The 26,266-nt window shown below is 47.2% G+C and carries 31 protein-coding genes; 14 read left to right on the top strand and 17 right to left on the bottom strand.

Annotated elements, in window-relative coordinates; genetic code table 11:
* Window positions 1-5: 5 nt before the first annotated feature.
* Genes ACUALS_RS20790 through ACUALS_RS20745 form a run of 10 tightly spaced genes read right to left on the bottom strand, consistent with a single transcriptional unit; the run spans window position 6 to window position 8,037 of the window.
* A complete protein-coding gene (locus ACUALS_RS20790) occupies window positions 6-452 on the bottom strand; it encodes an acyl-CoA thioesterase (RefSeq protein ID WP_005473963.1) in 447 nt (148 codons plus the stop codon).
* Window positions 452-2,005, bottom strand: coding sequence for an HAL/PAL/TAL family ammonia-lyase (locus tag ACUALS_RS20785; protein ID WP_334474333.1), 1,554 nt, complete (start codon window positions 2,003-2,005; stop codon window positions 452-454). Before ACUALS_RS20785 ends, ACUALS_RS20790 begins: the two co-directional genes overlap by 1 nt.
* Entirely contained in the window at window positions 1,986-3,689 is a 1,704-nt protein-coding gene (locus ACUALS_RS20780; RefSeq protein ID WP_454449589.1) for a glycosyltransferase family 2 protein, read from the bottom strand. The genes ACUALS_RS20785 and ACUALS_RS20780 overlap by 20 nt, the downstream gene beginning before the upstream one ends.
* Complete coding sequence (locus ACUALS_RS20775; protein WP_331399009.1) at window positions 3,682-4,050, bottom strand: ApeI family dehydratase; 369 nt, start codon at window positions 4,048-4,050, stop codon at window positions 3,682-3,684. The genes ACUALS_RS20780 and ACUALS_RS20775 overlap by 8 nt, the downstream gene beginning before the upstream one ends.
* Window positions 4,051-4,067: 17 nt before the next feature.
* Window positions 4,068-5,435: an AMP-binding protein gene (locus ACUALS_RS20770; RefSeq protein WP_454449588.1), complete on the bottom strand. Its 1,368-nt coding sequence runs from the start codon at window positions 5,433-5,435 to the stop codon at window positions 4,068-4,070.
* Window positions 5,436-5,438: 3 nt separating this feature from the next.
* Complete coding sequence (locus ACUALS_RS20765) at window positions 5,439-5,999, bottom strand: COG4648 family protein (protein ID WP_005473877.1); 561 nt, start codon at window positions 5,997-5,999, stop codon at window positions 5,439-5,441.
* The gene (locus ACUALS_RS20760) at window positions 5,999-6,256 is read right to left on the bottom strand and encodes an acyl carrier protein (protein WP_005473975.1); all 258 of its coding nucleotides are present in this window, start codon (window positions 6,254-6,256) and stop codon (window positions 5,999-6,001) included. The genes ACUALS_RS20765 and ACUALS_RS20760 overlap by 1 nt, the downstream gene beginning before the upstream one ends.
* Before the next feature lie 17 nt (window positions 6,257-6,273).
* Window positions 6,274-6,534 (bottom strand): phosphopantetheine-binding protein, encoded by a 261-nt coding sequence (locus ACUALS_RS20755; RefSeq protein WP_454449587.1) that lies wholly within the window; start codon window positions 6,532-6,534, stop codon window positions 6,274-6,276.
* A gap of 16 nt (window positions 6,535-6,550) precedes the next feature.
* Window positions 6,551-7,315, bottom strand: a complete 765-nt coding sequence (locus tag ACUALS_RS20750; RefSeq protein WP_454450018.1) for a lysophospholipid acyltransferase family protein — start codon at window positions 7,313-7,315, stop codon at window positions 6,551-6,553.
* The gene (locus ACUALS_RS20745) at window positions 7,315-8,037 is read right to left on the bottom strand and encodes a beta-ketoacyl synthase chain length factor (protein ID WP_039475075.1); all 723 of its coding nucleotides are present in this window, start codon (window positions 8,035-8,037) and stop codon (window positions 7,315-7,317) included. The genes ACUALS_RS20750 and ACUALS_RS20745 overlap by 1 nt, the downstream gene beginning before the upstream one ends.
* A 72-nt stretch (window positions 8,038-8,109) precedes the next feature.
* On the opposite strand from ACUALS_RS20745, the gene ACUALS_RS20740 reads away from it, so the two are divergent.
* The 4 genes from ACUALS_RS20740 to ACUALS_RS20725 all read left to right on the top strand — a co-directional run bounded on the left by ACUALS_RS20740 (window position 8,110) and on the right by ACUALS_RS20725 (window position 11,218).
* A complete protein-coding gene (locus tag ACUALS_RS20740; protein ID WP_005473881.1) occupies window positions 8,110-8,502 on the top strand; it encodes a hypothetical protein in 393 nt (130 codons plus the stop codon).
* 39 nt (window positions 8,503-8,541) lie between these two features.
* Window positions 8,542-9,609, top strand: a complete 1,068-nt coding sequence (locus ACUALS_RS20735; protein WP_334474328.1) for a methyltransferase — start codon at window positions 8,542-8,544, stop codon at window positions 9,607-9,609.
* 24 nt (window positions 9,610-9,633) lie between these two features.
* The gene (locus ACUALS_RS20730) at window positions 9,634-10,884 is read left to right on the top strand and encodes an NAD(P)/FAD-dependent oxidoreductase (RefSeq protein WP_454449586.1); all 1,251 of its coding nucleotides are present in this window, start codon (window positions 9,634-9,636) and stop codon (window positions 10,882-10,884) included.
* Window positions 10,885-10,966: 82 nt separating this feature from the next.
* Window positions 10,967-11,218 (top strand): DUF3081 domain-containing protein, encoded by a 252-nt coding sequence (locus ACUALS_RS20725; RefSeq protein WP_005473996.1) that lies wholly within the window; start codon window positions 10,967-10,969, stop codon window positions 11,216-11,218.
* Window positions 11,219-11,261: 43 nt separating this feature from the next.
* Here ACUALS_RS20725 and ACUALS_RS20720 read toward each other — a convergent pair whose 3' ends face one another.
* Complete coding sequence (locus ACUALS_RS20720) at window positions 11,262-11,618, bottom strand: DUF413 domain-containing protein (RefSeq protein ID WP_038135878.1); 357 nt, start codon at window positions 11,616-11,618, stop codon at window positions 11,262-11,264.
* A 206-nt stretch (window positions 11,619-11,824) separates the two neighbouring features.
* Here ACUALS_RS20720 and ACUALS_RS20715 point away from each other — a divergent pair, with 206 nt between their 5' ends.
* Entirely contained in the window at window positions 11,825-12,718 is an 894-nt protein-coding gene (locus ACUALS_RS20715) for a LysR family transcriptional regulator (RefSeq protein WP_038212383.1), read from the top strand.
* A gap of 29 nt (window positions 12,719-12,747) precedes the next feature.
* Here the strand turns inward: ACUALS_RS20715 and ACUALS_RS20710 are convergent, their stop codons facing one another.
* Window positions 12,748-12,951, bottom strand: a complete 204-nt coding sequence (locus ACUALS_RS20710) for a hypothetical protein (protein WP_005469862.1) — start codon at window positions 12,949-12,951, stop codon at window positions 12,748-12,750.
* 145 nt (window positions 12,952-13,096) lie between these two features.
* Between ACUALS_RS20710 and ACUALS_RS20705 the strand changes: the two genes are divergently transcribed.
* Genes ACUALS_RS20705 through ACUALS_RS20695 form a run of 3 tightly spaced genes read left to right on the top strand, consistent with a single transcriptional unit; the run spans window position 13,097 to window position 15,339 of the window.
* Window positions 13,097-14,458 carry a DNA-3-methyladenine glycosylase 2 family protein gene (locus tag ACUALS_RS20705; RefSeq protein WP_454449585.1) on the top strand — a complete coding sequence of 454 codons (1,362 nt, stop codon included), beginning with the start codon at window positions 13,097-13,099 and terminating at the stop codon, window positions 14,456-14,458.
* On the top strand, window positions 14,455-14,931 hold the full coding sequence (locus ACUALS_RS20700) for a methylated-DNA--[protein]-cysteine S-methyltransferase (protein WP_039483916.1): 477 nt from the start codon (window positions 14,455-14,457) through the stop codon (window positions 14,929-14,931). Before ACUALS_RS20705 ends, ACUALS_RS20700 begins: the two co-directional genes overlap by 4 nt.
* Before the next feature lie 3 nt (window positions 14,932-14,934).
* A complete protein-coding gene (locus ACUALS_RS20695; protein WP_038212389.1) occupies window positions 14,935-15,339 on the top strand; it encodes a hypothetical protein in 405 nt (134 codons plus the stop codon).
* Here the strand turns inward: ACUALS_RS20695 and nhaD are convergent.
* Entirely contained in the window at window positions 15,336-16,772 is a 1,437-nt protein-coding gene (nhaD, locus tag ACUALS_RS20690; protein ID WP_005469864.1) for a sodium:proton antiporter NhaD, read from the bottom strand. The two genes, ACUALS_RS20695 and nhaD, sit on opposite strands and share 4 nt — an antisense overlap.
* Before the next feature lie 381 nt (window positions 16,773-17,153).
* Between nhaD and ACUALS_RS20685 the strand changes: the two genes are divergently transcribed.
* The 3 genes from ACUALS_RS20685 to ACUALS_RS20675 are packed head-to-tail and all read left to right on the top strand — an operon-like array spanning window position 17,154 to window position 19,492.
* Window positions 17,154-17,891, top strand: coding sequence for a nucleoside recognition domain-containing protein (locus ACUALS_RS20685; protein WP_038135894.1), 738 nt, complete (start codon window positions 17,154-17,156; stop codon window positions 17,889-17,891).
* The gene (locus ACUALS_RS20680) at window positions 17,891-18,358 is read left to right on the top strand and encodes a YjiG family protein (RefSeq protein WP_005469822.1); all 468 of its coding nucleotides are present in this window, start codon (window positions 17,891-17,893) and stop codon (window positions 18,356-18,358) included. The genes ACUALS_RS20685 and ACUALS_RS20680 overlap by 1 nt, the downstream gene beginning before the upstream one ends.
* Before the next feature lie 9 nt (window positions 18,359-18,367).
* Entirely contained in the window at window positions 18,368-19,492 is a 1,125-nt protein-coding gene (locus ACUALS_RS20675) for a M20 family metallopeptidase (RefSeq protein ID WP_039483923.1), read from the top strand.
* A 48-nt stretch (window positions 19,493-19,540) separates the two neighbouring features.
* Here the strand turns inward: ACUALS_RS20675 and ACUALS_RS20670 are convergent, their stop codons facing one another.
* On the bottom strand, window positions 19,541-20,443 hold the full coding sequence (locus ACUALS_RS20670) for a LysR family transcriptional regulator (RefSeq protein WP_454449584.1): 903 nt from the start codon (window positions 20,441-20,443) through the stop codon (window positions 19,541-19,543).
* Window positions 20,444-20,562: 119 nt separating this feature from the next.
* Between ACUALS_RS20670 and ACUALS_RS20665 the strand changes: the two genes are divergently transcribed.
* Together ACUALS_RS20665 and ACUALS_RS20660 are read left to right on the top strand one after the other, a co-directional pair.
* Window positions 20,563-22,581 (top strand): alkyl/aryl-sulfatase, encoded by a 2,019-nt coding sequence (locus ACUALS_RS20665; protein WP_454449583.1) that lies wholly within the window; start codon window positions 20,563-20,565, stop codon window positions 22,579-22,581.
* Between the two features lie 140 nt (window positions 22,582-22,721).
* A complete protein-coding gene (locus ACUALS_RS20660) occupies window positions 22,722-23,261 on the top strand; it encodes a phosphatase PAP2 family protein (protein WP_331399775.1) in 540 nt (179 codons plus the stop codon).
* 48 nt (window positions 23,262-23,309) lie between these two features.
* On the opposite strand, the gene ACUALS_RS20655 is transcribed toward ACUALS_RS20660, so the two are convergent.
* The gene (locus ACUALS_RS20655; RefSeq protein ID WP_331399776.1) at window positions 23,310-23,852 is read right to left on the bottom strand and encodes a nuclear transport factor 2 family protein; all 543 of its coding nucleotides are present in this window, start codon (window positions 23,850-23,852) and stop codon (window positions 23,310-23,312) included.
* A gap of 115 nt (window positions 23,853-23,967) precedes the next feature.
* Between ACUALS_RS20655 and ACUALS_RS20650 the strand changes: the two genes are divergently transcribed.
* Window positions 23,968-24,387, top strand: a complete 420-nt coding sequence (locus tag ACUALS_RS20650) for a winged helix-turn-helix transcriptional regulator (protein WP_005469835.1) — start codon at window positions 23,968-23,970, stop codon at window positions 24,385-24,387.
* Window positions 24,388-24,412: 25 nt separating this feature from the next.
* Here the strand turns inward: ACUALS_RS20650 and ACUALS_RS20645 are convergent, their stop codons facing one another.
* Together ACUALS_RS20645 and ACUALS_RS20640 are read right to left on the bottom strand one after the other, a co-directional pair.
* Window positions 24,413-24,628 carry a TIGR02450 family Trp-rich protein gene (locus tag ACUALS_RS20645; RefSeq protein ID WP_005469558.1) on the bottom strand — a complete coding sequence of 72 codons (216 nt, stop codon included), beginning with the start codon at window positions 24,626-24,628 and terminating at the stop codon, window positions 24,413-24,415.
* A 115-nt stretch (window positions 24,629-24,743) separates the two neighbouring features.
* A complete protein-coding gene (locus ACUALS_RS20640; protein ID WP_005469875.1) occupies window positions 24,744-26,048 on the bottom strand; it encodes a dicarboxylate/amino acid:cation symporter in 1,305 nt (434 codons plus the stop codon).
* Between the last annotated feature and the right edge of the window lie 218 nt (window positions 26,049-26,266).

The raw sequence follows: 26,266 nt of genomic DNA, 5'->3' as shown, positions 1-26,266 counted from the left end.
CAATGTCATGCGAGCTTCCCATGTTGATGCCACTGGTTGACCTTATCGATAAACACTTTAGGAGAAGCAAAGCACATCTCTTGCTCTTTGATAGAGACCGCAACTTGGGTGGTGTGAGCCTTGCACATCCTTTGGTTGGTTTGGGCATCATAGATGACGTAATCGACACGCAGGCGGTTTTCCCATTCGGTCAATTTTGCGTGGACACGTATTTGATGATTGAAAGGGATCGCTTTCACATACTTCACGCGCGTGTCGATAATAGGCCACATGTAGCCTGATTCGTTCATCTTGAGGTAGCCGTAATCAATCTTGTCCATTAATACTCGGCGAGCTTCTTCAAAAAAGCGGAAGAAGTTACCGTGATAAATGACGCCCATAGGATCGGCATCTTGGAAGGAGGTGATCAGTGTCACCTCCGATTCCAACGCAAATTGAATCTCTGGATTCATTAAGCCTCCGCGTAAAGTGGCCAATGACGCTGTTGAATACGACCGATAAAGTGACGTAAATCGTGCTCTAGAGGGCGATCCTCTGCGACAAATTCAAACTCACTCAATACAGCATCACGAATCATCTTGAGGTTGTCGCTCATATGGTGTTCATCCAGCTCGTTATGACGACGACGGATTTCAATTGCCTGAACGCTTGCCAGTAGGGATGCCGCTGCGACTTGCTCCGTCAGCTCTAAAACACGCAAACAATCACGGGCTGCGATGGTGCCCATGCTGACTTTATCTTGGTTATGACACTCAGTTGAACGAGAAAACACGCTTGCAGGCATGGTGTGTTTTAGCGCTTCTGCTGTCCAAGCGGAAATACCAATCTGAACTGCTTTAAAGCCGTGATTGATAGGTTTACGTTCGCCTTCAGCGCCAGTCAAATTGAACGGTAAGCCATTGTTAAATTTGTAGTCCATCAGCTGCGCCATTTGACGATCGAGAAGATCCGCCAAGTTCGCGATACCTGTTTTCAGTGTGTCCATCGCCATCGCGATATGGCCGCCGTAGAAATGCCCCCCGTGCAGTACACGTTCGTTATCGCCATCGATGATTGGGTTGTCGTTCGCACTGTTTAACTCGTTTTCAATCATTGAACGTAACCAAGGCAGTGAGTCTTGTACGATACCAATAACGTGTGGTGCACAGCGCAGTGAGTAGCGATCTTGCAGGCGATCGCTGTTGCGTGGTGGGCGCTCTGCGTTGAGGTCATCGCGCAACCAAGCCGCAACTTGCTGTTGACCAGGGTGAGGTTTCACCGCAAAAAGCGCTTCATCAAAGTGGAAGTCGTTGCCATGCATGCCCACAGAAACCATCGCAGTGATCTTGGTACACAATTGAGCAAGGTATTCCGCGCGTTTGTATGCCAAACAAGCAAGAGCTGTCATCACAGATGTGCCATTCATCAGTGCCAAGCCTTCTTTCGGCTTTAGTTGAATCGGGTTGATGCCAAGTTCGGCATACACTTCCGCCGTTGGGCGTACTTCACCTTTGTACAGCACGTCGCGTTCGCCGATGAGTGCGGCTGCTAAGTAGGAAAGTGGTGTTAAGTCGCCACTTGCCCCCACCGAACCTTCTTGAGGGATACGTGGCGCAATGTCTTGATTGATCAAGGTAACAATTTGATTGAGCAAATCGTGAGTGACTCCAGAGACACCCTGAGATAAAGAGCAAAGGCGAGTCGCGAGTACGGCTCTTGCTTGTTCATGGGTCAGAATGTCACCCAAGCCACAGCCATGAAAGCGGGTTAAATGTAACGGCAACTCATCAACCAGCTCTGGTGGAATCGCAACGGTACAGGAGTCGCCATAGCCCGTCGTCACGCCGTAGATAACGCCTTCTTCTTTAAGCAAGCGCTCAAGAAAAGCGACACCACGATCAATTTTCGCGGTAAATTCAGCGGAGTTATTAAGTTTTGCGTTCGAGCCTTGCGCGATGGCTACAACGTCTTCGATCGTTAATGATTGCGCGCCGAAAGTAATGGCGTTATTGGTTTGCGTTGTCATCTTGCTGATTACTTAGAGTCCAGAAATTGAAAAAATTATACCACTGCAAAGGTGCTTGCAGGGTGTAGTGTTCGAGTCGGTTTGCGTAGTTCTGAACAACCTGTTCTAAAACGTGTTGGCGCTCCTTGCGCGGCAGAACGATCTTGTCGCTGAAATGCTCGAAATAGACGTTAAAATGCGGTGTCTTGCTGGTGTCATCCCTTAGCCCAAAGAGTAAGTACACTGGCGCTTTAAGCACAGAAGCCAGCATAAACGGACCTTGCGGGAAAGGGGCGGGCTTACCAAGAAAATCGGCCCATACCGAACGGCTCTCTTTGCTGGTGGAGGTTCTGTCACCAACGATGACCACCCACTCACCTTGTTCGATTTTTTGCTGAAGCAAAATGGCCGTATCTGGTCCCATAGAACTGACTTGAATTAAGTTGAGTTCTGAATTTGGGTTGACCGCTTTCATGACCGTATTGAAGCGTTCGGCATGCTCTGTAAACACCAGCGCATTGATTTTGACATGCTTATGGCGTCGGCCGAGTGCACGGCATAGCTCGATGTTCCCTAGGTGAGAACCCAAGATGAGTACACCTTGTTTATTATCGACCATGTCTTGAAATTGGTCTTGACCGTGAATGGTTAGGTTATCGACGTTAAAGTCGCCTTTCCATGCCGCCAGTTTATCTAACATGGTATGGCCAAAAGAGAGTAAGTGTTGGTAGCTATCTAGGTTTGATGGCAGTTCAATCTCTTGTTGTTTGGCGTAGCTTTTAAGTTGCTGCAGATAGATCTCGGATGCTTGCTTTGCGTCTTTGCCTGTGTAGTGGTAGTAACGCATGACCAGCTTCAAAATGAGATTGAATGCGCCCCGACCTAACAGGCTATAGACTGCCAACATCAGCTTAATGCCAATGATGGTGCCTTGCTCCTGACGTTTAGACCAGTGAGCGTTTGAATCATTGCGTTTCTTTCTTGCGATGAGCTTCGGAATGCGCGGCAACATGCCAAAGAATAAGCGTGTATGCATCCAACTGATTTTAACGTTGTCCCATAAGGCATCGAAGTGAGAAATGCCGCCCTCAGGGTAGATAACGCGGGTTTCCACAAAATCGATTTCGACACCTTCCCAGTACATCCGCACCAGAATTTCGATGTCAAAGTCCATTCGTGTACCAATGCGGTATTGGTTGAGCACCTTGATGGTGGCGTCGACAGGGTAAGCCCTGAAACCACACATGCTGTCCTTGATGGCAAAAGAGAGAGTTTCAATCCAAACCCAAATATGAGTCGCGTATCGACCATATAAACGAGATTTAGGCACACTGTCATCGTAAACTGGTTGACCTGAAATAAGGTGAGTCGGGTTTGCCTGTGAGGCTTCAATCAGTTTAGGCAGAGCGTCCACATCGTGTTGGCCGTCTGCATCGATTTGGATGACATGGCTGTAGCCAAGCTCGTAGGCTCGGCGGATACCCGCCATGACGGCGCCACCTTTGCCTTGGTTGTCTGCCAAGCTAAGTAGTGTGACACCTTGGCAATCAGAGAGCTCGTTTAGCGCTTGTTTGGTTTGGTGATTGCTGCCGTCATCTACAATGATAAAAGGGAGGTCAAAAGGGGTCAGAGACGACACCACGGCTGCGATGGTACTGCCGTGGTTGTAGCAAGGAATCAGGAAGCAGGGTTGGTAATTACTCACTCTTTTCACCCAATTTCATTTTGCCAGAAGAGTGAATAATGGTTTGTTCATCTCGTGTCGAAACGTACTTAAAAGCAAGTTTTTGTTTCGCACTATCCCATGTTAACTCGAGTGTCACTAACATGTTGGGGCGAATGGGTTCTTGGAATTTGATCACTTCCATGCCTTTAAATACCCTTGGCGCATTGAGTGTTTCAATGGCGTAATGAAGCGCCCAATCAATCTGAGTCACGCCTGGGAGCAGGGGGAAATGAGTGAAATGCCCCTGAAAATCTAACAGATCAGCATCCACCTTAAGCTCGAGAGTCGCTTGGTGCTCTTTGATATCCGTGCGGATGATGGTTGGTTTTCTTTTTTCCATATAACGGTCAAACTTGCTTATTGGAATTGTTTTTCAATCTCGGCAACCTGTCGTTTGCCTTGGCTGTTTAATGGTATCTCTTTTACCAAGCGAAACTTTCTTGGAATTGCAATGGGTTCGAGCCAATCACGCAGTGCTTTACGCAATGCCAGCCAAAACTTACCCTTGCCCAGTCGCTCGATTTCCATTTCGCCAGATGCGGTCAAGACGATGACGGCATACAAAGAGAGGCGATTTCCTTCCGTCATAGTAATGACAGCGCTTTCACTAATCCAGTTCAGCTGATCTAAACGTTTTTCAACTTCGACTAATGAAATTCGTTTTTCTTCGACTTTAACGACTCGATCGGTGCGACCAAGTAATTCGAACGTCATACTAGCATGAAAGCGACATTCATCGGCGGTTTGATACCAGTTGTCCCCGTCGATGTGCGGTGACTTAAGTCGTAGGCAGCGTTCACTGTTTAGCTCAGCTGTAACGCCGGGAAAAAGTTGCCATGGCGTCGAAGCGGACAGCTGCTGACGGTGAGCAATGCCCCCTGTTTCTGTGCTGCCAAACACCTCAATCGGACGTTGGTTGAACAAAGCTAAGCAATGCTCAGCAGCGGTCGTCGGCAACGGGCCACCTGATGAAAACACCGCTCGTATCTCGGCACTTTGATGCTCTTGAGTTAGGCGCTTTAACAGGGCGGGGCTGCTGATTAATGTGGTATTTGGATTGGCGTGATGAACAACTTGTTCCGGAAACTCTAAGTTGCGCGTCGCAAAAGGGCGTCCTGCGCACAGTGGCCATAGTACGCGAAACAGTAATCCATAGATGTGCTGATGAGAAACCGTGCTTTCGATGTTTGACGCCGCCAGCTTTTCACCCCACAAAGAGTCGAGTATCGCTACTTCGGTTTCCAGTTGATGCAGGGTCTTTGAGATCGCTTTTGGTTGTCCGCTAGAGCCAGAGGTAAACAGCACCAAGGCGATTTCTTCGCTAGCTAGGGTTGTTTTTTCTAGCTCGACATCAGTGGACGCAGGCTCGATTTGGCTTGTCTCAATCCCAGACTCAAGGGCAATGACATGATCGTGTAATAAGAGATCAAAATGCTCGCTGAGTTCGCGTACTGCTTCTGGCTGGTAGTTCCCAGGTAACACGAGAGATTTGTTCGCCAGACACGCGGCAAAAAAGCCAACGGCGAATAGATAGCTGTCTTCGAAGCACAGAGCGATGCGTTGAGCACGGTTGGCTTTCATTCTTGCGCTGTTGTGCGCAACATCACTGGTGAACGTCTGCCAAGAGATCGCGCTGTTAGCCGTGAAAGCCACTGTACTACGGCCGCTTCTATCGGCGGTAAAAAGATCGCTAATGGAGGTAAATGATGTGGCGTTTAAGCTCATTAACTATGGATTCCTACGAACAAACTGGCGAACGATCCACTCGACGACAAACAGGCTGCCTGCAAGTAGGTAGCTGATCAATCCGTTGTACAGCGTCCAAATCTCCAGTGGCTGAAAACAGGTGTAAAGTGCGATGAGTGCATTGAGTGCGAAAAAGACGCACCATATCTTTGTCACGCTGCGTGTATAGCGCACCCCACTTTCTGGTAAATCTGGCTCTTGGAGTCGAGCCAAGCGCTCAATCAGCGTTTGGGGCTGTCTCAAACTGCCAGCAAACAAAACAAGCATGCACACGTTGACCACAACCGGGTAAAACGTTAGCCAGCCGTGCTGCCTGAACACAATGCCCAAGCCGACCAAAATGATCCCAGTTACGGCGCTGATCTGTGCGATTTGCTTGAGTTCTTTGACTTTGCTTCGTTGAGCGGTCAGTACCCGCAAAAGTAAGGCGGAGATAAGTATTATCCCCACCAGAGAGAGCCCGAATTTATCGATGCCGAAGTAAACGGCGAATGGATAAGCGAGTAAGACAACTGCGGACAGAGCTGTCAGCAATTGGCGCATTATGCTTCCTTAAGAAGCTCTGCGACTGCGTTTACAACGTCATCAACGGTGCGTACGGTGCTAAATTCTGCAGGCTTAATTTTTTTGCCAGTTACATTTTGCAGGTGTACGACAAGATCAACAGCATCGATGCTATCTAAATCCAGATCTTGGTAAAGGTGCGCTTCTGGAACAATATCAGCAGAATCAATCTCAAATAATTCTTCAAGTGCTTCTTTAACTTGGTTAAATACTTGTTCTTTGTTTAAATCTGTCATGAGAAAGTACCTAAGAATTACTCGCTAACTTGCGAAGAGATGTATTTTGCTAAATTGCTTACGGAAGCAAAATGTTCACGCGTATTCGAGTCATCCGCGTCGATCACAATATTGTATTGCTTTTTGATAGCTAAACCCAGTTCTAGCGCATCAATCGAATCCAGACCTAAGCCATCACCAAACAGCGGCGCGTCAGTCTCTATATCTTCTACGGTGAGATCTTCAAGATTCAATGCATCAATAATAAGTTGTTTAATTTCGTTGTGTAATGTTTCCACTGGGACCTGCTTGTAACTATTGGTTTTCTGGGAAGAGAGTTTCACTTAAATGTTGCTGCAAACGTCGTGCAGCAATATTAGGGGACGTAGTTTGCTCTATAAATGGCTTAACCTCAACTTTATCCTTAACTTCGACAAGGAAAAAAGGTTTAGTTGGGGGAACTTGATACCACTTTTTCTCTTTTGTGAGAAAACTAGGAGTTACCGTAATATGTACTAGACGTAAGTCCGTTTCTGTTCTAACGGCAATTTGGGCAGAACCACGTTGTAATTTGGATGCTTTACCTGGCGTAGTGCGTGTGCCTTCGGGAAACACCAACAAAACGTTGCCTCGATCAAAACGCTCAGAACACATAGTGAGCAAATCATCCGGTGTTTCGTTAGGGATATAGCCCGCCGCTTTGACAATGTGCTTCATAAAAGGATTGGACCAGATGGCCGATTTTACTAGGCAGTCGCAACGTTCGAGTTGAGAAGCGATTAGAACGTAGTCTATTAAACTGGGGTGATTGGCGACGATGAGGCAGTTGCGATCAGCCTTGAGTTTATCAGCGCCCACGATTTTGTAGTCGATAGCACCCGTAAATTTCATCAGACGGCAAAAAAGGTCAAAACTGCGCTGAATAGCCCCTTGAACTCGGTACTCTCGCTCAATTTGGTTTTTACTTGTCAGGCGGATGTAGGGGTTGGCTAAAAAACTGAGCCCTAATCCACCTAAACCAAAGACCGAAAAGCAAAACCCGGTAGCAACGACTCGCCAATATTGATTCAGTTTGTTCATTATCTCTGCCACACCCAAGATTGAGTCCGCGAGTGGGTCTGCCATGATGAATCATCAGAAACATAGTGCCGGATAAAGTCCAGAGCCTGCGGAAATTGTGGGTTAAAGTCTGAACCTGATTGACTTGCCACACGAATCTCATCGCCAGCAGAGAGGATTAAACCTAACGCGTAGCCTCGGTATTCAAACTCTTCATATTGATTGTAAACCTCAGGCAGGGGTTCATCGAAATCAACCAACATCACTTTGTGCTCTGGGTTGCTCTTTAAATACACCCAAGCTTCTAACAGGGCACTTTGAAAGGTATTGTCGCCAGCGGCAATGGAGGTAAGAGGAATCGGCTTTTTGGTTGCAATCGTCGCAAGACCAGCCGCTGTGTTGTGCACTGACTGCGAAAACGCCATGGGTGAGGCTTCTTCTCCTGCCACCACGTCTTGAATGAGTTGAGCGCTTCGAGTGAGTTCTCCATGACGGCTAGCAAAGACAAGGTAGTCCACTTCGTGTTGCTCTAGCAGTTCGATACTGGTTTGCACTGCGAGTTTGCTCAAGCTGCTCATGCGTCGTCGCATCATTGGCGGAATTGCGTTAACTGGCGCTTTACCATCTACGGGCCATGCGAGTGTTTTTGACCACTGCTGCCAATCACTGGGCTGCGAAATGCCATCGGAATGGGCAAGCCATGCATCGATGTTAAATGAAAGAATTATGTTTGAATCGGGCATAAGATATTGAATTGTTGTTGTTGCAGCGAAATACTAGTACTGAACTACACATAAATTAAAGGAAACATTACTATGTCACCATTAAAATGGCTAAGCGCTTCGTTGTTGGCACTATTACTTGTTGGCTGCGGCCGTGTACAACCTGTATTGAACGTCGAGGATACTCCAGTTGGGTATAATCTTCAAAGTAAACAAGTTAAGTTGGCAATTATGCAAGCGGCATCCAATCGAGGTTGGGTCATCGAAGAAATCAGCCCAAGTGAGCTCAATGCCAAATTAACGGTACGTAGCCATTTCGCTGAAGCAAAAATTACATATAACGACAAGTTTTACTCCATTACTTATCTCAACTCAGTAAATTTAAAAGCGAGCGATGGCAAAATTCACCGCAACTACAACCGTTGGGTGAATAACTTAAACGTTGATATTAAACGTCAACTGTCTGTTATCGCTGCGGCGCAGTAATTTTTACTCTTACTATTAATTAGGAATTAGGTTTTTTCCGTGTTACATAAAAATAATGACCCGTTTAACGCTCTAGAAGCGAAAACAGAAGCTCAAAAACTCTCTTTTGCACCTATCGTATTTCATACGGCACGTACATTGCGTGATTTGGGTGTATTAGCTGTGTTAGATAAAGCTGGAAAAGAGGGCTTGAGTGCACCTGAAATTGCAGAGCAAACTGGGGTGTCTGAATATGGCGTCAAAGTCTTGTTAGACATGGCGATTAGCGCGCATATTGTGATGTGGGAAAAACCTAATTATTCACTTGCGAATCTAGGCTTCTTTTTGCTCCACGATGGCATGACCCAAGCGAACATGGATTTCACTGCGGATGTTTGTTATGCCGCGATGATGCACCTCACAGAATCGATCACGGAGGGGAAACCTGCCGGTTTGAAAGAGTTAGGTGACTGGGAAACCATCTACCAAGGGTTATCTACTTTGCCTGAGAAAGCAAAAGAGAGCTGGTTCAAATTTGACCATTTTTACTCGGATCGCTCTTTTCCGATTCTGCTAGCAGAAGTGTTCAAATCAGAGCCAAAAACGATCGTCGATATTGGTGGCAACACCGGCAAATGGGCGATGCAGTGTTGTGGTCATAATTCGGATGTTGAGATCACGATTGTTGATTTGCCACAGCAACTTGAAATGGCCATGCAAAACGCGAAGGAGAAAGGCTACGCGGATCGTGTCCACCCATACCCTGCCAACATGCTGGATAAATCTCAATCGCTTCCGGAACATGCCGATGTCTGGTGGATGAGTCAGTTCCTTGATTGTTTTTCACCGATGGAGATTCTGAGCATTCTGAAACGCGTGAAGCAGCAATTACGCGCGGGTGATGCTGTCTACATCTTGGAGCTGTTCTGGGATGCACAAAAGTATGACGCCGCATCATACAGTTTGAATGCGACATCGCTTTACTTTACCTGTTTGGCGAACGGAAACAGCCGTTTCTATCGCAGCGACGATTTCTTAGAAATTATCGAAGCCGCGGGATTAGTGATTGAGGAGCGAACCGATAACATCGGCCTAGGTCACACCTTACTTAAACTTAAAGCGCAATAGTACGCAGAAAGAACAGTCATCATTATGAAAACAGAATCTACTCAAGTTGTTGTCGTTGGTGCGGGCCCTTCTGGCTCGACGGTCTCTGCGCTATTGCAAGCACAGGGTGTGGATGTGATCGTGATAGAAAAGGCTGAGTTTCCGAGGTTTTCTATCGGAGAGAGCCTGTTGCCGGCGTGTATGGAAGTTGTAGAGCAAGCAGGGATGACGCAGGCCGTGGCGGAACACGGTTTTCAGTTTAAAGATGGGGCAGCGTTTCGTCGTAATGGCGTATACACCCAGTTTAACTTTACCGATAAGTTCACACCAGGCCCAGGGACAACCTATCAAGTACAACGTGGCCATTTTGATAAAGTCTTGGCTGACAGCGCGGCGCAGCAAGGTGTTGAAATTCGTTACCAGCATGAGTTGATCGATTTAGCTTTTGTCGGCGAGCGCTCTTTGCTAACAGTGAAAGATGCACACGAAGAAGTCTACCAAATTGATGCAGCTTACGTGTTAGATGCCAGCGGTTTTGGTCGAGTGTTGCCTAGAATGCTGGATCTGGAAGAGCCGTCTTGCTTGCCTCCGCGAAAAGCGATTTTCACGCATATTGTCGACAACATTGATGGTCAATCGATCAATTACGATCGCGACAAGATTCTGATTTCGGTCCATCCGACTAACCATGATGTGTGGTACTGGTTGATCCCTTTTTCCAATGGCGTGTGCTCACTGGGCGTGGTGGGAGAGCCTGACTTCTTTGCTGATTACTCAGGCGACAAACTGGATGTGCTAAAGCAGATTGTGAATCAAGAGCCGGGCCTTGAGCAACTGCTCGCAAACGCAGAGTACCCGACCCCCGCTGGAGAGCTTGGCGGTTACTCTGCTAACGTAAAACACCTAGCCACAGCTCATTACGCACTGCTTGGCAATGCGGGCGAGTTTTTGGACCCTGTGTTTTCATCTGGAGTCACGATTGCCATGAAATCTGCTCAATTTGCGGCTCAATGCGTGGTTAAGCAGCTTGAAGGAGAGCTTGTGGATTGGCAGAAAGAGTACGCCGAGCCATTAATGGTCGGAGTGAACACCTTCCGAACCTATGTAGAAGGGTGGTACAAAGGTACTCTACAAGAAGTCATCTTCCATCAAGATCCGAATCCTCGTATTAAAGCGATGATCAGCTCGATTTTGGCCGGTTATGCCTGGGATACAACAAACCCGTATGTTAAAAACAGTCAGCAACGATTGAACACTCTGGCTGAGGTAATTCGAGCAGAAAAAACTCACGCCTAGTTTGATGTTTCTCAAAGGGAAAAGTTGGCTAAATCGTCGCTCTCTGTTCATACTTTAAGAAAGTTGACGAGGAGTGTGAGCGATGAAAAACGAACTTGATCCGACCAAAGTGTTGCAGGCTTACGAAACGGTCATGGCAAAAGGAACGCCTACTGAGTACGGGAAAATGTATGAAGGGGTGGAAGCGTTTGCTGACTACGATGGATACAACGTCTATATGCGTGGGAATGGGGTAGAGCTCAAAGTCGGCTTCCACAACACCTATCACTTAGACTATGACCAAGAACATCTGCGTGACAGCTTTTTAAAGAAAGTGGCATCCTTAGCAAAATAATAAAACAGAGCCCCTGGCAAACGCGAGGGGCTCTATTTTTTGATTAATCTTCTTCAGCCATTACCGAATCTTCAGAGAAGTCATCGGTAGCCTCTGGCTTGTTGCGACCATTTAACGTATGGAAGCGTTTACGGCCACGGGCAAGCTGGACGTATTTTAGCCAAACTCTTTCAAGTTTTGTCTTCGCTTTACCTGGGTTTTCCAGTACTTTAACGAAGTGTTTCTCTTCCGAGTTGTCCGGAACAATTTCACCAGATTCTAGACCTAGCATGGTGTCGCCATAAAGCGTTAGAATTTCTTCTTCTGCAAGCGTAAAATCACCAGACTTCGCGAAGCCTCTTGGAAACTTAGTGTTGTCGTAAAAACGTTTTTTGCCGTGACGAAATTGTGTGTCAGACATTATAGTAGCCTCTATAACCTACATTGATGAAATACCCAGAGCGGTACAAAGCGAAAGTTAGGCGTAAATTTAACAAAAGAAAAACAAAACCTTTTTATCGTGACTATTGAACAGTTTTATGAAACTTAGGTAACAATTTGTTTAATGTGAACTACGTAATTTTTCAGTTTTTGCTATTGTGAAAGATTACACCTAGAGGAAATTAGATGGACGTAAAAGTCTTTAGAACGTTTTTGGAATTAGCCAACGTTCGCCACTTCGGCCGTGCCGCTGAGAACCTTTACATCACTCAAGCTGCGGTAAGTGCCCGAATCAAGCAGCTTGAAAGCTACTTTGATACGCAATTGTTTATTCGCGATCGAAACAACATCAAACTGACCTCTGCCGGAGAGCGTTTAATTGGCTACGCCGAGGTCATGGTAAGCACGCTGCAGCAAGCCAAGCTCGAACTCTCGCTTGAAAGTGGAAAAGCCCTACAGTTGACTCTGGGTGGGACGCCAAACGTATGGGATGCTTACTTACAAAACTGTCTAAGCCTTGTCACTGATGAGTTTGAAGGTTATGGCTTTATGGCCGAGATTATGGGCCGTGAAGCGTTAAATCGCAGCTTGCAAGAGCGCACGCTCGACATGGCGTTTGCGTTTGACCAAATCAAAGCCGATGAACTCAACTGCAAAAAAGTGGCGGATGTGGTGTTGGTTCTTGTGTCTACAGAAGAGCAAGACCTAGAGCACGTGTTCGAAGATAAGTACGTTTACGTTGACTGGGGGACGAAATTTGCCTCAGAGCACGCTGAGCGTCACCCAAAAATTCCAGCCCCTTATCTGCGCACATCTACTGCGCGTATTGCCTTGGACTTCATTTTGGAGAAAGGCGGCAGCGCTTACCTTCCTGCGTCGATGGTTGAGCCATTTTTGACCAACGAACAGCTTTATAAAGTGAAAGGCGTCGAAGATTGGTGTCGCCCGATTTATCTTAGCTATCGTAAGGCAAGTACTTCGATTGAAGCGATCGAACAAGTTGAAGAGTTAGTCAAACACATCGATCCTGTCACTGCCTATACATTGCAGCAAATGGCGGATTTTCCAGTGGAAGAATAAAAAGAGCCTCTCAAACGAGAGGCTCTTTTTTATAGGTTCATTAAACTCTCTATCGATTCTTCAATGCTTAAATGGTGGAACGAATGAACATTCTGACCATCGGTCGCATCAATCAGTATTCGGTTGATATTGGATGCGCCATGCTCATCAATAATGCCTAGTGTTTGTTCGACGTTATCACACGTCATTACCACATTGTCACCAAGGACAAGGGTGCAAGAGTGCAGGTTCATAGCCAACTTCCTTATTATTTATCATCTGCATTTTTTAATTTAGAAGAGTTTCAACAGATCGCAAATTCATTGAGTTCCGAAAATGGCTAGTATTGTGCCCAGGGTGATTTAGACTGGAGGCATCATAACGATTCAGGACGAGAGTATGAACGGTTTAGCCACTTTATCGACGTTAGAATGTCAGCGAGCTCGTATGGCTCGAGATGCGCGATTTGATGGTCGATTTTATGTTGCGGTAAAAAGTACCGGGATATTTTGCCGACCGATATGCCCTGCCAATCTCCCCAAGGAAGAAAACGTCGAGTATTTCATCGACAAAGCGCAAGCACTGCAAGCAGGCTATCGACCTTGTTTGCGATGTAAGCCAGATAGCGCTCCGAGTTCTTGGGCATGGAAAGGGGTCGAAACCACTCTCTATCGAGCGTTGCAGCTTATCGAACAAGGAGAGTTGCAGAGTCGCAGCTTGGCGCAACTTGCGACACGCTTGGGTATCAGTGATCGCTATTTGCGTCAGCTATTTCAAACCCATTTGGGGATGGCGCCAAAGCAGTATTCGCAGTACCAACAACTCATGTTTGCTAAACACTTGCTTCACTCAAGCTCAATGAGCGTCACGGATATTGCCTTTGCGAGTGGCTTTAATAGTGTGAGACGTTTTAACGATGCGTTTAAACAAATATTGAAGCTAACCCCGAGCCAAGTACGCAAACAAAAACAGGAAAACATGGACACAAACTATATTGATCTCGCCTACCAAGGGCCATTAGATTGGCCAAGGATGCTTGATTTCTACCGCTTGCGAGCAATCGAAGGGTTAGAGAAGGTTGACGACACAAGCTACCAACGCACATTCTTGCTGGACGGCTGCGCGGGCTGGTTTCGCATTTCCCAACACAAAGTGGGGGTGATGCGAGTCGAGTTTACCCTTGAGGACACCAAGCTGGTGAAAAAACTGGTTAATCAGCTAAGGCGCATGTTTGATTTGGACAGTGATGTGTTGAGTATTGAAAACCAGCTTCATCAACTCGATGCCAATTTCGTTCAGCACTCTGGCATTCGTATTCCGGGGGTATGGAACTGCTGGGAAGCGGGGGTTCGAGCCATTCTTGGTCAACAAGTGTCGATAAAAGCGGCGATCGGGCAGCTTAATTTATTGGCTAAGACATTGCAGCCTGAGGGGGTGACTCACTTCCCTACCGCGCAAGACATTGCTGGTTCTGATTTGAGCTTTTTACGTATGCCACAAAGTCGAAAAGAGACCTTAGCGCGCTTTGCCCAAATCATGAGTCAAACACCGGATATCGCTCTGGAAGAGTGGCTAAAAATCAAAGGTATTGGCCCTTGGACGGTCAACTATGCTCGTCTACGCGGCGCATCTGAGCCAAACTGTTTTTTGGAGGGAGATTTGGTGGTCAAAAAGGCGCTGGTCCATTTTCCCTCGATCACTAAAGAGGCGGTCTCTCCTTGGGGGAGCTACGCCACTTTTCACTGCTGGAGTCACGCATGAGCACTTACTACACTGTTTTTACCACGCCGCTAGGAGAGATGACGCTGCAAGCGGACGCTGACGGTTTACTTGGCGCGTGGTTTGAAACTCAGACAACACAACCAAAAGAACTCGGACAATACACAGAATCTGATTCTATACTTAATAATGCAATCAAACAGTTACAAGAATACTTTTGCGGTGAAAGAACCGAGTTCAATTTGCCTTTGTCTGCCCGAGGTACGCAATTCCAGCAACAGGTTTGGCATGCCTTAACCACCATCCCTTACGGAGAGACGTGGAGCTATCAAGAGTTGGCAAATGCGATAGGCAATCCGAAAGCGGTGAGAGCTGTCGGCTTAGCCAATGGTAAGAACCCGATCTCTGTGATTGTTCCGTGCCACCGAGTGATTGGTAAAAATGGTAAGTTGACCGGGTATGCTGGTGGCGTCGAGCGAAAGGCGCAACTGTTGAAACTAGAACAAAAGGAGTAGTCAATGGCAACCGAGCGTTTTGGAATCATCTTGTCCGTTGTTGGCATCAGTGCGTTGATGCTGCTTGTTGGCTGCTCGGAAGAAAAAGCGGTACGTATGCTCAATAAGCAGACCTATGAGTTTACGGGCACTTTTGAAAACCAATACAACCAAGATTTGCTGAAGTTTTCGGACGCTCAAGTCACGTTTGTTCGTGAAGGTGAACTCAACATGACCAAGCCCTTTGAAGTGAAAGGAAACGATCTGACCATCACGATGCGAAATAGCTCGAAAGAGAAACGAGAAGACATCGTGATGAGGATTCACGGCCAGAACGAGTTGCTTACATGTAGCACATGTGCCAAGTATCAACTGGCTAGTGTCTGGCAAAAGCGCGATTTCACGCCTTTGCCAGTGGAATCTAATTAAGTAAACAGGTGGGTGTTGAGCATCATATGGACGAGGATACTTGCGGTGTACCCAAGAGCGATGACGGGCATCCACTTAAGGTGACCGAAGAAGGTGTATTTGCCATGAGCCGCGCCCATCAATGCCACGCCTGCAGCAGAACCAATCGACAGCAAACTACCTCCCACTCCGGCAGTGAGTGTGACTAACAGCCAGTTCCCCATCGACATTGTCGGTTCCATGGTAAGCACAGCAAACATGACTGGAATGTTATCTACAATCGCGGACAAGATGCCTACCATCACATTCGCCCAGACAGGATCCCATTGGGTGTACATGACTTCTGAAATCAAGCCTAAATAACCCAACAGGCTCAAGCCACCTACACACATAACCACGCCGTAGAAGAACAGCAACGTATCCCACTCGGCATGGGAGACTCGTCTAAATACATCAAACGGGACAACAGACCCAAGGCGTTTTAACGCATGATCATCTCGGTTAGCAATGGCCATGGCCGCCTTTTTATGCAGCGATGCTTTGAGTGTTCTGCGCAGGAAAAAACCAAAGAACTGCAAATAAGCAAGCCCCATCATCATGCCAATGACAGGCGGGAAGTGCAGCACCGCATGGAATGCGACGGCCGTCGAAATCGTAAGGATAAACAAGGCGACAATTCTGCGCGCTCCGCGTTTAAGTTCAACATGCTGGTGAACCACATTCGGCTTAGTGTCCGGAACAAAGAATGACATGATCAAAGCAGGGATCAGGTAATTGACCACTGAGGGCAAAAAGAGCGGCATAAACTCTGCAAAGGAGACATGACCCGCTTGCCAAACCATCAGCGTTGTAATATCCCCAAACGGACTAAACGCGCCTCCGGCATTGGCGGCGATAACAATGTTGATACAGGCAAGATTGATAAATCGAGTGTTGTCTCCAGCAACTTTCATCACCACAGCGCACATCAGCAATGCAGTCGTCAGGTTATCGGCAATCGGCGAGATAAAGAATGAGAGAATACCCGTCAACCAAAACAGGGCGCGAAAGTTGAACCCTTTGCCGACCATCCAAGCCTGAAGTGCATCAAACAGTCGCCGCTCTTCCATCGCGCTTATGTATGTCATGGCAACCAGCAAAAACAGCAGCAGTTCCGCGTATTCGAGCAAGTTGTGTTCTAAGGCGGCTTTAGCAACCTCTATTTGATCATACTGAGAATAGACGTAGCCAATCATTGCCCAGATGATGCCCGCTGCAAGAAGAACGGGCTTTGATTTTCGCAATTGCAAATACTCTTCGAGCATGACCAAGGTGTACGCAATAGCAAAAATGAGCAACGCGGCATAGCCGATGGTAGATTGGGTTAGGGGCAAAATCTCACCTGAAGCGTTGGCAGCAAAGGCGGTGAGGGGGGATAGCGTTAAAGCAATAAAGACTGACCACTGCAGTTTCATACTTCCACTCCTTTGAAAGATGATTGTTGTTATACCCAAGTAACCTCACGTCTGCGCGCATTTAGAAGTCACTTGGGTATAAGCAATGGCCTCATAGTCTAATGGGCTTTTACCTATTGGTTTGTGAGATAGGTTTGATCTGTTTGAATTTGCATCATTTTTTAACGATTGGTGAAGAATTTATGAACTCGAGTGATATGCAATGTTGATTTATGTGGTTGGAAAAATCTGCCATTTACGCTCATTATCACAAAATATAATAGCAAGTTAAAAGATATTAATAGTTCGTTTCACTATTTGATAAGGATCATCCTAACGCCATACGATTTAATTCAAGATTCTATGCGTTCTGTTCCACATAAACTAATGCATAGGTGATTTATGTCTGATTCAAATCAAAAGGAGCGCAAAGTCACGTGGGGTTGCTACGTTGCTTTGGCGTTCGCCGTTGTCTTTTTTTCCGGGCTGATGAAGTCCAATGACTGGTATGGTGTGCTTGACTTTACCACGCTGAATGGCTCTTTCGGTAAGGTCGCTTACGATGTCACAGAAACCGCTGAAGGCGTAGAAGCAGCAACCACATCCCTGCGCGGTAAAGGTGGCAGTGGCGCGCGCGATGGTTTTATTTTCGCATTGACTCTGATCCCAACCGTTATGTTCGCATTGGGTGTGATCAATGTGCTTGAGCATTACGGTGCGCTGGATGCCGCGCGCAAACTTCTGACGCCTCTTCTTCGCCCACTGATGGGTATTCCAGGCAGCTCCGGTCTTGCGTTGATTGCTTCTTTGCAAAGTACCGATGCAGGCGCTGCCATGACCCGTCAACTTAAAGACGAAGGTAGGCTGACTAAGCGCGAAACCGACGTATTCACCATGTTCCAGTTCACTGCTGGCGCGACCATTGTTAACTTTTTCTCGTCGGGTGCGGTGCTGTTTACCCTAACGCTGGCTGATGGCTCTTTGGCCGTGACTTCTTCGATTGGTTTGGCGGTTGCCATCATGTTTGTCTTCAAATTTGTCGGGGCGAACTTATTCCGTATTTACCTCAACATCACGGAAGGCAAAGAAGACAAGCAAGATAAGCGTGATGCGCAAAACCTAAAAGAGGAGACAGCATAATGAGCGAAGTAAAAGCAAGAAAGCCAATGGTGACGGACATTTTCGTTGAAGGCGCAAAGAAGGGTTGGGTAATTGCAACGACCTCTACCGTACCGAATGTCTTGATGGCGTTTGTGATCATCAAAGCGCTACAGATTACGGGCGCGCTCGACATGATGGGCACAGTATTTGCGCCGATTATGGCTGTTTTTGGTTTGCCGGGTGAGGCGGCGGCGGTTTTGATTGGTGCATGGATGTCGATGGGTGGCGCGGTAGGCGTTGTGATCACGCTGTTTGACCAAGGTATCTTAAATGGCGCGCACATTGCTATCTTAGCACCTGCTATCTACCTAATGGGCTCTCAAGTTCAGTACATGGGACGCATCATGGGCCCGATCGGCACTGAAGGTCGCTACATTCCTGTGATGATCGCGATTTCAGTATTGAACGCTTTTGGCGCCATGCTAGTCATGAACTTGTTTGTATAGGGCTGAATGATGACGTTTTCACTGAATGACTACCTTGAAGAGCTCCGTCCGCTGATTGATGTCGACTGTGGTACCTACACGGTCGAGGGGATCGAATGTATCGCCACTCAATTTGAGCGTAAGTTTCAACAACTGCAAGGTTGGCACGTCAAACGCGTCGATTGTGGTAAAGCTGGCGTTGGTTTAGAAATTCGCAACAAGCCAGAGGCATCCGATATTGATGTTATGCTGATTGGCCATATGGATACGGTCTTTCCTGTCGGGACTGCAGAATTGCGCCCAATGACAACCGATTCCGATAAAGCCTACGGTCCCGGCGTATCTGACATGAAGTCTGGTTTGCTCAATATCGTTTATGCGATGCGCAATTTGGATCGCAGTGTTTTAGATTCGCTCTCAATCTGTATCTGTATGAACCCAGATGAAGAGACAGGCTCTCTTGACTCTGTCGATTGGATTCAGGCCACCGCCAAACAGGCAAAACACGTTCTGGTGGCAGAGGCAGCGCGTGCGGATGGTGGCTTGGTCAAGGCTCGCAAAGGTATGGCTCGTTACAAAATCACCTTTGATGGTGTTGCCGCACATGCAGGTAATGAACCGGAGAAGGGGCACAGTGCAATTACCGAAATGGCGAACTGGATCCTAGCCATCAACGCGATGACCAACTTTGACTCTGGCACAACGCTGAACGTGGGGATTGTGTCGGGTGGTGCGGGAGCCAATATTGTCCCTGAACACGCAGAGGCTATTGTTGATGTCCGTTTCTGGAACAATGGCGAATACGATGATGTCGATACCGAGTTAACGGCTCTATCTCAGCAAGCGTTTGATGCTGGTGTGCGCATTACGTTAGAGCGCGAAGCGTACAAACCTTCTATGGTGCCAAGCGAGCAAACCGAAGCGTTAATGGCGCTAGTCGAACAGGCAGCCGATGAGCTTGATATCGACATCAACTGGAAAGAAGTCGGTGGCGGCTCTGACGCGAACAATACCGCGATTCTAGGCGTTCCAACATTGGATGGCTTAGGGCCAATCGGTGCGGGTTTCCACAGTGACCAAGAATACTTGTTGCTTGAATCGATTGAACCGCGTATTCGATTGTTGATGCGAGTTATCGAGAAAATTGCTCAGTAACCAATGCCTTCATTTTAAAACTAAGCCCCAAACTTTTGGGGCTTTTTCTTATTCACTGACAAAGTAAGACTTAAGTTTCTCTCTTAGCCACAAATTCGCTGGGCTGTGCCTCATGCGATTATGCGTTAACAGTCGGTACTTAACTGGGATGCTGGTAAATGGGGCGTCGAGTACTTGTAGATCGAGTCGGTCTGCAAACTGATTCGCGATGCTTCTGACCATAGCAGCAAGGCAATTGGTGTTGGCGATCATCGTCATTTGCGATACCAGAGAATCACACTCTGCCGCGACTTTGCGTTCGCCAATCGATTCTTCGGTAAAATAGTCAGCCAGATAGGCATCTTCGCGTCTGAGTTTGAGTGTGACGTGCTTTTCGTCGTAGAACTGCTCAAGTGTCAGGGAGTCCTTAACTCTTGGGTGATCTTTGCGAGCAATAATGCAGATCTCGTCGGTACAGAAAAATTCTGAGAAGAAGGAGGGCGCGGAGTAGTTAGCAAAGTCGATAGCAAGATCGGCCTTCTGTTGATTGAGGCTATGAATGAGCTTTTCTTCGCTAGACAGTGTCGGATGCAGTTCAATTTCAACATTGCCTAGAGTCTGATCCGCTTCAATTTTTGGCAGTAACATCAGCATCATCGGCTCGCTGGTGTACACCACAAAGCGGCGAGAATTGTCGGTGCTGAAACGCTCGATCCCTTCGATGGCATTGTGAATTTGGTTGAGCGCTGGCTCGATTTGACGCGCCAACTCATGGGCTTGGTGGGTTGGCGCGATCCCTCGGCCGGAGCGAATAAAGAGTTGAACCCCCAACTGTTGCTGAAGCCGCTTTAAAACGCCGCTCACGCCGGGTTGCGTTAGCCCCATTACGTCGGCGGCAACGGTGATTGAACGATGCTGATAGACGTTAAGAAAGACTTTAAACAGATTCAGATCGATGGGGGCGTCATTCATACTTCTTCCTGATACATAACAGTTCGCGATGTTTTGTATAAATTCTCATGTATATATCCTGATGTGTCAAATGCGTACATTAGTCCTGTACCCAATAAAGAGACACTACGAGGTTCCCTATGACACACCGTTTTGCACCTTCAGCCATTTCACTTGCACTTATGGTTTCATTCTCAGCATCGGCAGATTATGCCAGCCTAGAGACTTACCAAGGAAAGCCTGCGACCACGCACACTCAACAAGCGAATGCGACACTCGCTAAATCGTTACCTTGGCAAGATGTCAGTGCATTTGAGCGCACGCAAAAAGGATTGATTGCGGAGTTTGGAACCCATGAAGCAGGCGAGCTAAAAAATCGCTTTGAATACATGGCTGACATGAGCGTCAACGAGCTGCCAGCGTCGGTTAACCCTTCAATTTGGCGTCAAGGGATGCTGAATTACGCAGCAGGCGGTTTATACCAAGTGACTGATGGTGTGTACCAGATTCGTGGCGCAGACCTGTCGAATATGACCATCTACCGTACTGACAATGGCTACGTGATTCACGACCCACTGCTTTCAAAGCAAGCGGCGGCAGCGTCTTGGGAGTTTGCGAAAATGCACTTACCTAAGATCAACGGTGAACATAAGATTACGGGCATGATTTATTCACACATGCACGCCGATCACTTTGGTGGCTCACGCGGGATTTTTGAGTCCGGCGACTTTGTAGAAGGGGCTCCAATCTACGCACCAAACGACTTTATTAAAGAGCTGGCCGATGAAAACGTCATTGCTGGAGCTGCGATGGGACGCCGTGCCAACTACCAGTACGGCACAACACTCGACAACAACACGCAAGGCATTGTTGATAACGCGCTAGGTCTGGGTACCTCTCGTGGTGAAGTTACCTTAGTGGCTCCGACGCAAGAAATTGAAGAGCGAGAGAAAGTCATTACCATTGATGGCTTGGAGTTCCACGCGATTAACATGCCTGGCGCGGAAGCACCGGCTGAGATTGTGCTTTACATTCCAGAGTATCGCTCATTGAATACCGCAGAGCTCACCTACGATGGCATGCACAACATCTACACCTTCCGCGGAGCGAAAGTGCGCGATGCCTTGGTGTGGACGAAATACCTAACTGAACTCAAGCTGCGTTACGTTGATAGTGGTTTGGTTGATAACATCCATGCTGCGCACTCTGCGCCGGTTTGGAATGACGCCAACACCAAGACCAATGAAATTGCGGACTACATGACGCTGCAACGCGACAACTATGGCTTTATTCATAACCAAGCTATGCGCTTAGCCAATCATGGAGTGACCATTCATGATGTGGGTCGTGAGATAGAGAAGATCATTCCGCAATCACAAAAAGAGACATGGCACACCAATGGTTACCATGGTTCATACAGTCATAACGCTCGCGCGGTTGTGAACCTTTACTTGGGCTACCACGACATGAACCCAGTGAACACGAATCCACTGCAAACCAAAGAAAAGTCGTGTGTTTATGTGAAAGCAGCAGGGGCAGAAACACTGTTCAAAGCGGGTAAAACGCACTTTGACAATGGCGAATACCAAGAGGCATCACAACTGTTCAATGATCTCGTGCAGTGTGACCCAAGCAACATCAACTACCGTTTTGCGTTGGCGGATAGTTTTGAACAGCAAGGCTACCAATCGGAAACCATGGCTTGGCGCAACTCTTACTTACAAGGTGCGGTAGAGCTGCGTACGGGTGAAATTCAGCCTTCGATTAAATTGGCGTCGGCAGATGTTATCGCAAACACCCCGACTGGCATGTTCCTCGACTTCTTGGCGGTGAGATTGAATGCAGAAAAAGCAGAGCAAGCGGGTCTCGACTTTAGCTTCGGTATTCATCACCCTGACTTGAACGAGTCTTACTTTGGTGAAGTATCGAACTCAAATATGGCGAACATTGAAGTGGAAAGCCTACCAAAAACAGACGTCACGTTGGAGATCACCAAAACTGATATGACGGCGATGGTGCTAGGTCAAACGACCTTAGAGAGCTTGATCAAATCAGGCAAAGCGAAGCTAACGGGGGAGGCTAAATTAGTTACCCAACTTGCGGCAACGCTAGATGACTTTGATGGTATGTTTGAAATATTGCCAATGCCAACGAAATAATTAAGGCGCTTATTCGATGCCCCTCAGTGTGAGACGCTGAGGGGCATTTTTCTTTTTTTACAAACCATTACGCTCGTCACTTTGACAACAAACTTATCCCTGCTGTATGGTTCGACTCGCCCAAATACGTAGGAATCATCATGAAGTTAAAACAGGTAAGTATTATTGTTGTTGGTCTGGCTCTATCTTGCGCCTCTCATGCCAGCAACAAAGAGAGTTGGGAAACGTTCAGTGATGTGGGTGCCTATGGATTAGTGGGGATTGCCGCCGCTGTGCCACTCTATAAAGGCGATTGGGAAGGCTTTAAGCAAGCAGGTTTTAGTATCGGTACGGCTTCTGGGATCGGTTTGATCGGCAAGAACACCATTGATGCCGAGCGACCTGACGGTAGCGATAATAAGAGTTTCCCGTCTAATCACACGGCGAACGCCTTTGCTTCGGCGACCACCTTGCACTTGCGCTATGGCTGGGAAGTGGGCTTACCTGCTTACGGCGTTGCCACTTTGGTGGGCGTTGGTCGAGTGCAAGCGGATAGACATTATTGGCGAGATGTCGTCGCGGGCGCTGCGCTGGGAATTGTGTCAGGATGGATCTTTACCGAGGCCTACGACAGTTCGGTTCAAATCCTGCCTTGGGTTACCAGTGATGGTGCTGGCGTCAACGTTGCATTTGCTTGGTAATCGTCATCATAAAAGAGGCCAAGGACCTCTTTTATGATGGAAAGCGAGTTAGAAAACGCCATTATCGTTGGCGATATCCCCGCCGCTAAACAGTGTGTACATACGCATTGAAAAGTCCAATGCTTGGATTGCGTCCCAATGCTCTACGATACGTCCATCTTCCAGTCGCCACGTATCGATAATGTTCATTCCTTTTTGATCGTTGCCTCGGTCTTCTTTTTCAAGTGTGGCGTGAGAGTGGAATATAACGTAGTCACCATCCACATATATGTGCTTCACGTCATAGCTGTATTCTGGGTAGTCCTCAACAAACTCTTGCAAAAATCCCACTAGCCCTGTGACTTTGTCTGGAAGGTTTCGATTGTGCTGTACATAGGCACTATCGTTGTAGTGCTCTAATACATATTCAAAGTCATGGTTGTTCATTAGGTGCTGAACAAAATCGGTGATGATGCGAGCATTCTCGCGCTCTTGTTCTGTCCAACTCGATTTACTTAGAGAGGTCAGATCAATGTGCTGTGTCTGTTTTTGTTGAGCGAAGCTTGCGGCACTCACGGTAAGAAGAAGTACGGTAATAATGGATTTTAACATGGTGTTCCCTTAGTATTAATTCATCGGTTAGGTATATATTGATAACCATGGTAATTAATAGTAACCTGCTGCGCAAGAAGGCACCAAAATGTGCGGTAGGCACTTTTTGGTAACCATGAAATACAGTTTTAACGACAACAAAGGGTGGGATATGGCCGCGCGTGACAAAGTCGAAAGACGCAGATTTTACAATAATGAAGATTGCCCTGTGCGCAATGTTGTCGCTCAGATCGGCGATAAATGGTCAATGCTCATACTGTTTGCATTGGTGGATGGTCCAGATAGATTTAATGCGCTCAAATCGCGTATTGAAGGGATTTCACAGCGAATGTTGACTCAAACGCTGCGAGATTTGGAGCGTGAAGGGTACGTGTTAAGAACCGTATATCCTGAAGTACCCGTTAAAGTTGAGTATTGCCTGACGGAAATGGGCAGTGATTTGGTTAAGCCCCTCTATCAGCTAGTGAGTTGGGCTGATGACCATCAAAGTGATATCAGAGCTGCACGTCAGGCGTATGATGAACGAAATGGCTAGGTTGCAACGTGGTTCATTTTGAGCGTTACTTCCATCCTTGTTGCCATTTGCTGCTGTCTTTGAGCTCTCTCCAGTTTATTTCGTACTCGTTTTTCGACATGACCGCTTCTAAGACGCAGCGACTAACGCTGCCGTCTTCGTCGAACTCAACCTCGGAAATTAAAAAGTGTTTCTCTTTTCGTTGTGGCTTTACTGCTGTCCACTTGCTGTGATGGAGCTTAGCGGGATTGATACGATGCATAGTGACCTGACCTAATGAAATTAACGGGTTTTACGAACGAGCCATCATTTAGTTCAGATAGAAAAAAACCAGCGACGTGTGTCGCTGGTTTTTGTTTTCGTGAGAAGTGAGCGGGTTACGCTTCTTGGCGTTTTAGATGCACTTCTTCTTCCTCGACACCGGCCATTGGGTCGTTGAAACGCTCTTCGTTCAACGCACCTTCTGACTTAGCAACAATCACAGTTACTGCGCTGTCACCAGTAATGTTTACCGCGGTACGAATCATATCCAATAGGCGGTCAACACCCATGATAAGCGCGATGCCTTCCAGCGGCAGACCCACTTGGTTCAACACCATTGCCAACATCACTAGACCAACACCAGGAACACCCGCTGTACCGATAGACGCCAATGTTGCTGTTAGGATAACCATCAGGTAGTCACCCATAGTGAGGTCAATGTTGAACGCTTGAGCAATGAAGGCTGTCGCCACACCTTGCATGATAGCCGTACCATCCATATTCACTGTCGCCCCTAGTGGCACGGTGAATGAAGATACGCGGTTGTCTACGCCCATACGGTTCTTCGCTGTTTCCATCGTTACTGGAATTGTAGCGTTAGATGATGCGGTCGAAAACGCGAACATAATCGCATCTTCCATCTTCTTCAAGAAGGTGATTGGGCTAAGACCAGTGAAGCTTTTTAGCATCACGCTGTAGGTCACGAGACCATGAAGAACCAAGGTTCCTGCCAGTACCAAGAAGTACTCTGCTAGGTTGACGATGGCGCTAAGACCAAGGCCGGTAAACAGCTTCGCCATTAGGAAGAACACGCCAAATGGGGCGAGGTTCATCAAAATCGCAACCAACTTCATGATGACTTCGTTTAAGTCAGAGAAGAACGCGGCGATACGCTCACCTGGTTTACCCGCGGCACTGATCGCAATACCAAACAAGACCGCAAACACGATAACTTGAAGGGTTTTGCCTTCAGCCATCGCGCTGATTGGGTTGGTTGGGAACATATCGATGATGACTTGGCCCAGCGATGGTGCTTCCGCCGATTTGAATGAGCTTGCTGCAGTTAGATCAGCCCCTGCGCCTGGTTGGAACAGATTGCCCATGGTCAGTGCTAGCGTGATAGCAACAGCCGTTGTTGTGACGTAAAACGCGAGAGTTTTACCGCCCATTCGACCAAGTGTAGAAAGATCTTTTAGAGAGCTTGTACCGCAGACTAGTGAAACAAACACCAGTGGTACAACAAGCATTTTTAAGCTGGCAACAAATATTTGCCCACCAACTTCAAACAGTCCATTGACGATGTATGTGTCGACAAATCCGTTGTCGGCAAAGAGGGTGCGAATTGCAAATCCTGTCAAGATACCCGCGACCATACCCAGAATTACTCGAGCTGTCAGCGACATCGGTTTCTTGGTATTCATAGTGAACACTCCTTATAGTTATGCACCTTGAGATCACTTCAAGGCGAGCAGGAGGTTATCAGGCGAGTCGATAATTCAGAAATCAAAAAAGCGTTATCGATTTATAGATGTGATCTAGATCACTGCTATTTTGTGGTATTTAACAGTTTGATAACGGTATTGTTTAATTTATTATTCTGCTTTCTATCATATTTAACATGTAAAATGCTGCTCATTAA

It is taken from the genome of Vibrio sp. NH-7 (genome assembly GCF_053643215.1).
This window is presented reverse-complemented; position numbering and strand designations above follow the sequence as displayed.

What these genes read in the sequence shown, in the direction of transcription:
- ACUALS_RS20680 (WP_005469822.1), top strand. Translation starts at nt 17,891, where the DNA reads ATGAGCGAAGTAAAAGCAAGAAAGCCAATGGTGACGGACATTTTCGTT.
- ACUALS_RS20705 (WP_454449585.1), top strand. Translation starts at nt 13,097, where the DNA reads ATGAACGGTTTAGCCACTTTATCGACGTTAGAATGTCAGCGAGCTCGT.
- ACUALS_RS20740 (WP_005473881.1), top strand. Translation starts at nt 8,110, where the DNA reads ATGTCACCATTAAAATGGCTAAGCGCTTCGTTGTTGGCACTATTACTT.
- ACUALS_RS20790 (WP_005473963.1), bottom strand. Translation starts at nt 452, where the DNA reads ATGAATCCAGAGATTCAATTTGCGTTGGAATCGGAGGTGACACTGATC.
- ACUALS_RS20710 (WP_005469862.1), bottom strand. Translation starts at nt 12,951, where the DNA reads ATGAACCTGCACTCTTGCACCCTTGTCCTTGGTGACAATGTGGTAATG.
- ACUALS_RS20730 (WP_454449586.1), top strand. Translation starts at nt 9,634, where the DNA reads ATGAAAACAGAATCTACTCAAGTTGTTGTCGTTGGTGCGGGCCCTTCT.
- ACUALS_RS20685 (WP_038135894.1), top strand. Translation starts at nt 17,154, where the DNA reads ATGTCTGATTCAAATCAAAAGGAGCGCAAAGTCACGTGGGGTTGCTAC.
- ACUALS_RS20695 (WP_038212389.1), top strand. Translation starts at nt 14,935, where the DNA reads ATGGCAACCGAGCGTTTTGGAATCATCTTGTCCGTTGTTGGCATCAGT.
- ACUALS_RS20715 (WP_038212383.1), top strand. Translation starts at nt 11,825, where the DNA reads ATGGACGTAAAAGTCTTTAGAACGTTTTTGGAATTAGCCAACGTTCGC.
- ACUALS_RS20700 (WP_039483916.1), top strand. Translation starts at nt 14,455, where the DNA reads ATGAGCACTTACTACACTGTTTTTACCACGCCGCTAGGAGAGATGACG.
- ACUALS_RS20645 (WP_005469558.1), bottom strand. Translation starts at nt 24,628, where the DNA reads ATGCATCGTATCAATCCCGCTAAGCTCCATCACAGCAAGTGGACAGCA.
- ACUALS_RS20655 (WP_331399776.1), bottom strand. Translation starts at nt 23,852, where the DNA reads ATGTTAAAATCCATTATTACCGTACTTCTTCTTACCGTGAGTGCCGCA.
- ACUALS_RS20785 (WP_334474333.1), bottom strand. Translation starts at nt 2,005, where the DNA reads ATGACAACGCAAACCAATAACGCCATTACTTTCGGCGCGCAATCATTA.
- ACUALS_RS20765 (WP_005473877.1), bottom strand. Translation starts at nt 5,999, where the DNA reads ATGCGCCAATTGCTGACAGCTCTGTCCGCAGTTGTCTTACTCGCTTAT.
- ACUALS_RS20745 (WP_039475075.1), bottom strand. Translation starts at nt 8,037, where the DNA reads ATGCCCGATTCAAACATAATTCTTTCATTTAACATCGATGCATGGCTT.
- ACUALS_RS20675 (WP_039483923.1), top strand. Translation starts at nt 18,368, where the DNA reads ATGACGTTTTCACTGAATGACTACCTTGAAGAGCTCCGTCCGCTGATT.
- ACUALS_RS20720 (WP_038135878.1), bottom strand. Translation starts at nt 11,618, where the DNA reads ATGTCTGACACACAATTTCGTCACGGCAAAAAACGTTTTTACGACAAC.
- ACUALS_RS20665 (WP_454449583.1), top strand. Translation starts at nt 20,563, where the DNA reads ATGACACACCGTTTTGCACCTTCAGCCATTTCACTTGCACTTATGGTT.
- ACUALS_RS20660 (WP_331399775.1), top strand. Translation starts at nt 22,722, where the DNA reads ATGAAGTTAAAACAGGTAAGTATTATTGTTGTTGGTCTGGCTCTATCT.
- ACUALS_RS20775 (WP_331399009.1), bottom strand. Translation starts at nt 4,050, where the DNA reads ATGGAAAAAAGAAAACCAACCATCATCCGCACGGATATCAAAGAGCAC.
- ACUALS_RS20650 (WP_005469835.1), top strand. Translation starts at nt 23,968, where the DNA reads ATGAAATACAGTTTTAACGACAACAAAGGGTGGGATATGGCCGCGCGT.
- ACUALS_RS20670 (WP_454449584.1), bottom strand. Translation starts at nt 20,443, where the DNA reads ATGAATGACGCCCCCATCGATCTGAATCTGTTTAAAGTCTTTCTTAAC.
- ACUALS_RS20640 (WP_005469875.1), bottom strand. Translation starts at nt 26,048, where the DNA reads ATGAATACCAAGAAACCGATGTCGCTGACAGCTCGAGTAATTCTGGGT.
- ACUALS_RS20725 (WP_005473996.1), top strand. Translation starts at nt 10,967, where the DNA reads ATGAAAAACGAACTTGATCCGACCAAAGTGTTGCAGGCTTACGAAACG.
- ACUALS_RS20760 (WP_005473975.1), bottom strand. Translation starts at nt 6,256, where the DNA reads ATGACAGATTTAAACAAAGAACAAGTATTTAACCAAGTTAAAGAAGCA.
- ACUALS_RS20750 (WP_454450018.1), bottom strand. Translation starts at nt 7,315, where the DNA reads ATGAACAAACTGAATCAATATTGGCGAGTCGTTGCTACCGGGTTTTGC.
- nhaD (WP_005469864.1), bottom strand. Translation starts at nt 16,772, where the DNA reads ATGAAACTGCAGTGGTCAGTCTTTATTGCTTTAACGCTATCCCCCCTC.
- ACUALS_RS20770 (WP_454449588.1), bottom strand. Translation starts at nt 5,435, where the DNA reads ATGAGCTTAAACGCCACATCATTTACCTCCATTAGCGATCTTTTTACC.